Source organism: Sphingomonas sp. 66-10 (genome assembly GCF_001897045.1).
GTDB classification, from domain to species: Bacteria; Pseudomonadota; Alphaproteobacteria; order Sphingomonadales; family Sphingomonadaceae; genus Sphingomonas; species Sphingomonas lycopersici.
Window position 1 is genome coordinate 48,812 of record NZ_MKRR01000167.1, and the last position, 4,754, is coordinate 53,565.

Annotated in this window: 6 protein-coding genes; 4 read left to right on the top strand and 2 right to left on the bottom strand. The window is 68.3% G+C overall.

All coding sequences use genetic code 11. The features are described 5' to 3' along the window. Both BGN95_RS26325 and BGN95_RS26330 read left to right on the top strand, forming a co-directional pair. Positions 1 to 456, top strand: a 456-nt coding sequence (locus BGN95_RS26325; RefSeq protein WP_286774536.1) for a UDP binding domain-containing protein, incomplete at its 5' end; no start/stop codon positions are given. 66 nt (positions 457 to 522) lie between these two features. Continuing rightward, positions 523 to 1,305, top strand: a complete 783-nt coding sequence (locus BGN95_RS26330; RefSeq protein ID WP_265312915.1) for a metallophosphoesterase family protein — start codon at positions 523 to 525, stop codon at positions 1,303 to 1,305. 91 nt (positions 1,306 to 1,396) lie between these two features. Here BGN95_RS26330 and BGN95_RS26335 read toward each other — a convergent pair whose 3' ends face one another. Further along, positions 1,397 to 1,978 carry an FKBP-type peptidyl-prolyl cis-trans isomerase gene (locus tag BGN95_RS26335; protein ID WP_179511271.1) on the bottom strand — a complete coding sequence of 194 codons (582 nt, stop codon included), beginning with the start codon at positions 1,976 to 1,978 and terminating at the stop codon, positions 1,397 to 1,399. Between the two features lie 101 nt (positions 1,979 to 2,079). Continuing rightward, positions 2,080 to 2,286 carry a 30S ribosomal protein S21 gene (gene rpsU, locus BGN95_RS26340; RefSeq protein ID WP_007404630.1) on the bottom strand — a complete coding sequence of 69 codons (207 nt, stop codon included), beginning with the start codon at positions 2,284 to 2,286 and terminating at the stop codon, positions 2,080 to 2,082. Positions 2,287 to 2,471: 185 nt separating this feature from the next. Here rpsU and BGN95_RS26345 point away from each other — a divergent pair, with 185 nt between their 5' ends. Then, positions 2,472 to 3,206 (top strand): response regulator, encoded by a 735-nt coding sequence (locus BGN95_RS26345; RefSeq protein WP_286774537.1) that lies wholly within the window; start codon positions 2,472 to 2,474, stop codon positions 3,204 to 3,206. Further along, a complete protein-coding gene (locus BGN95_RS26350; RefSeq protein WP_265269749.1) occupies positions 3,190 to 4,488 on the top strand; it encodes a sensor histidine kinase in 1,299 nt (432 codons plus the stop codon). The genes BGN95_RS26345 and BGN95_RS26350 overlap by 17 nt, the downstream gene beginning before the upstream one ends. Positions 4,489 to 4,754: the final 266 nt, after the last annotated feature.

Here is a 4,754-nt window from a genome sequence, read left to right on the forward strand (position 1 = left end):
CCCGCCGGAACCCCGCTGATCCGCACCGCGCGCGAAGTCAACGACGGCAAGACCGACTGGGTGATCGAGCGCGCAACCGAATTGCTCGAGGCGCTGCCGGGCGCGCCGGTCGCCTGCCTCGGGCTCGCCTTCAAACCCAATATCGACGATTTCCGCGAAAGCCCCGCGCTCAAGGCGGTCGAGGCGTTGACCGAGCGCTTCGGCGAGCGGATCGCGGTGGTCGAGCCCTATGCGCGCGCGCTCCCCGCTTCACTGGCCGCGGCCGGCGCGCGGCTGATCGACATCGATAGCGCGCTGGCCGATTGCCCGATCATGATCGTGCTGGTCGATCACGATATCTTCCGCTCGGTGCCGGCGGAGGAACGCGCCGACAAATATGTCCTCGACACCCGCGGCATCTGGGGCGACGCGATCCCCGGCAAATCGCTGCCCGCGATCCGCCGGCACGCCGCCTGACGACGGGCCCGAACGCGGGATTCCCTTGAGCCTGCCGGCGGCGCGGCTATATCGTCGCGCGTCCATATGGTGATTTCGCGTCTCTTCCGTAAATCGGCCCCTGCCCCCGTCGTCGAGCCGCCGCGATTGCCCGCGGGGCTGCGCGTCTATGCGATCGGCGACATCCACGGGCGGCGCGACTGCTTCGACGATTTGCTCGCGCTGATCGACCGCGACAGCGCGACCGCGACGGGCGAAGTGCAGCTGATCCTGCTCGGCGACCTGATCGATCGCGGCCCCGAGTCGCGCGGCGTGGTGGAGCGCGCGATGGCGCTCGCCGCGTCGGACCGCATCTGCCATTTCATCAAGGGCAATCACGAAGAATTGCTGCTCCACGCCGCCGAGGGCGATCGCAGCGCGCTATCGGTCTTCCACCGCGCGGGCGGGCGCGAGACGCTGCTCAGCTACGGCGTCGACCCCGACGTCTATGACGCATGCGATTTCGAGCAGCTCGCCGGGCTGATCCGCGACGCGGTGCCCGCCGAGCATCTCGCCTTCCTCGATTCGTTCGGCAACGGCGTCGCGCTCGGCGATTATCGCTTCGTCCATGCCGGCATGCGCCCCGGGCTGCCGTTCGACGAACAGCGCGACTCCGACCTGCGGTGGATCCGCCGCGATTTCCTGACCTATGAGGGCAGTTTCGACGGTGTGGTCGTCCACGGGCATACGATCAGCGATGCCCCGGAAATCCGCCACAACCGGATCGGGATCGATACCGGCGCCTTCGCCAGCGGCCGCCTGACCGCGCTGGTGCTCGAGGGCGAAAGCCAGCGGATCATCGAATCGCGCAAGGCGCCGGGCAACTACTGAAAATCGAACGAGGCCTGATCGTCAGGCAATCTCAAAACATCGTCATTCCCGCGAAGGCGGGAATGACGAAAACGATGGGAGTCCGCCCTGCTTACGGGTGCGGCGGCGCGCCCGGGACGCCTTCTGCGCCAGCACCAGCAGCACCGGCCGCGCCCGCGCCGCCCATTTGCTGCTGCATCTGCATCTGGCGGATCACCGCCTCAGGCAGGAAGTCGATCATCTCGACGTCGAACACCAGGGTCGAATTGCCCGGGATCGGCCCCTTCGTCTCGGCGCCATAACCGAGCGACGGCTTGATCCAGAAGCGATACTTCGAGCCCTTGGGCATCAGCTTCAGCCCTTCGCTGAAGCCCGGCACCACCCCGGTCACCGGGAACGGGGTCGGCTGCTGCGACTTGTCGAAGGTCGTGCCGTTGAGCAGCTTGCCCTCGTAATTCACCAGCACCACGTCGGTATCGGTCGGCTTCGCGCCGTTGCCGGGGGTCAGCACCTTATATTGCAGACCCGACGCGGTGGTCACGACGCCCTTTTGGCGGGCGTTGCGGGTGAGGAAATCGTCGCCCTGAAACGCGAGCGCGGTCGCCGCGACCAGCGCGGCGACGATGCCGACCACCAGCCACACGATATAGCTGCGCTTGACGGGCGGAATCGGGACGGCGGTGACGGTCGACATACTAACCCTCAAGGATGAGCCGGGTCGCGCCACGCACGCCCCGTCGCGATTCGGATTCCACGCGCCGCCCGCCGGAGCGGGGGCGGCACGATAGGTCTTGCTTACCGGGCGCCGTCGCGCTCGGCGCGCTTGCGCTCCAGCTTGCGGGCGCGGCGCACGGCAGCGGCACGCTCACGCGCGCGCTTTTCCGACGGCTTCTCATAGTGGCGACGGAGCTTCATCTCGCGATAGACGCCCTCACGCTGCAGCTTCTTCTTGAGCGCGCGCAGCGCCTGGTCGACGTTATTGTCGCGAACGATGATCTGCATAAACCCGCACTTCTCCGAATCGATGGCTTTCGGCCAAACACCTAACCCGGCGACGAACAACGTCCGCGCCGTGAACGAAGGTCCCCTATCAGCGTGCCGCCACAAAGGCAAGTTAGGCGTCATACAAGTGCAATTGTTTCAGCGGTGAAACGCGCGCGAGACATGGCTCGCCTAATCGGCGGTTCATGCTACATCCCATCGCCGATATGGATATGGAAACGCGCCTGCTGATCGTGGACGACGATCCCGGCATCCGCGAGCTGACCGCGGGCTTCCTCGCCACCCACGGTTATATCGTCGACACCGCTGCCGACGGCACCGAGATGCGCCGGCTGCTCGCCACCGAAAATTACGCGCTGATCGTGCTCGACGTGATGATGCCGGGCGAGGACGGGCTATCGATCCTGCGCTCGCTCGACCGCGCCACTTCCCCCGCGGTGATCATCCTGTCGGTGATCGGCGAGGAGATCGATCGGATCGTCGGGCTGGAAATGGGCGCCGACGATTATGTCGCCAAGCCCGCCAACCCACGCGAATTGCTCGCGCGAATCCGCTCGGTGCTGCGCCGCAACCAGGGCGGCGCGCGCGCCGCGCCGGGCGAACGGCCGCATCTGCGCTTCTCTGGCTGGCGGCTCGATCCGGTCGGGCGGCAGCTGATCGATCCCGAAGACGTGGTGATCAACCTGTCCGACGGCGAGTTCCGCCTGCTGCTCGCCTTCGTCGAGCATCCGCGCCGGGTGATGACCCGCGATCAGCTGCTCGATCTGTCGCGCGGGGTGAATGCCGAGCATTTCGACCGCGCGATCGACGTGCAGATCAGCCGCCTCCGCCGCAAGCTCGCGCGCGACGGGGATGACGAGCTGATCCGTACCGTGCGCAACGAAGGCTATATGTTCGTCGTCGATGTCGACCGTCGCTGATCCCCGCGCGTCGCGCTCGATCGCGGCGCCGATCGTCGTGCTGGTGCTGGGCGCGGTGGTGCTCACCGCGGTGGTGCTGTTCGTCGTCACCTTCAACGGCCCCCCGCCGAAGGACCCGCCGCGCGGCATCGCCAGCATCGCTTATGCGATGCGCACCGGGCGCCAGCCCGGCGATCCCGGCCCGCCGCTGCGCATCTATACCGCCGATCGTCCGCCGGTGTCGTTGGGGCGGGAGCGTCCCGATGCCGATGCCGCGCGCCGGCTGGCCGCCGCGCTCAACGTGCCGGCGCAGGACGTGGTCGCGCTGATCTTCCGCACCCCGCCCGGCATCCCCAGCGCGTTCATCGGCGGCTTCGCCTTCGGCTGGCGCACCCCGGCGGGGTGGCGGATCGTCGAGGGACGCCCCGGCCCGCGCTTCAGCAACTGGCACAGCCGCACGCTCGTCGCGATGCTCATCACGATCGCGCTGCTCGCGATTCCGGCGTGGTGGATCGCGCTCGCCATCTCACGCCCGCTGCGCCGGCTCGCCGATGCGGCGGATCAGGCGCGCGCGGGGGCGGCGCGCCCGGTCTTTCCCGCGCGCGGCCCGGCCGAGGTGCGCGCGCTGACTACCGCGGTCGCCGACATGCACGATCGCCTCGCGCGCCACGCCGAGCAGCGCACCGCGATGCTCGCGGCGATCGCGCACGATATGGGCACCCCGCTGTCGCGGCTCGCCTTCTGGATCGAGCAATTGCCCGAGGAAGCCCGCAACCGCGCGGTCGCCGACATCGATGAGATGCGTGCGATGATCAGCGACACTTTGGGCTTCGCGCGCGACGAGGCGGGCGAGCGCGACGCGTCGCTGGTCGAGCTCGGCAGCCTGCTCGACAGCGTGGTCGAGGATATGAGCGTCGGCGGCGCGGCGGTGTCGCTTTCGCCCGGCTCGCGCGCGGTGGTGCGCGGCGATCCGCGCGCGTTGCGGCGGATGCTCACCAATTTGATTGGCAATGCGATCCGCTATGGCGGCGCGGCGCGGGTCAATTGGACGACCGAGGAAACCACCGCGACGATCCGCATCGAGGACGACGGCCCGGGGATCGACCCGGCTCAGGCCGAGCGATTGTTCGACCCGTTCGTCCGCGGCGACCCTTCGCGCAACCGCGCGACCGGTGGCACCGGGCTGGGCCTGGCGATCGCCCGCGCGATCGTCGCGCGACACGAAGGCCAGGTCAGCCTCGCCAACCGCGACAGCGGCGGCGCGATCGCCACCGTCAACCTGCCGCTTGCGCTGGGGCGCTGATCCTTCTCGTCATTCCCGCGCAGGCGGGAATCCACTCCGGCTGGCGGCGCGGCTCTATTGCTGACCTGTGCGAACGGACCCCCGCCTTCGTGGGGATGACGGGGGAATCGAGCATCCCCGGCGTGGCCGCATTGAAACAATCTGAAATGTTTGGGCGGCCTGTTGAAATATCGGCGTGATGTTGTCCCGCGAAATGGTCCCTCGACGCTTACGGCGGCAACCGGCCTTGCGAGCAGGCCGGCGATCCGCCGCACGAGATGGCGCAG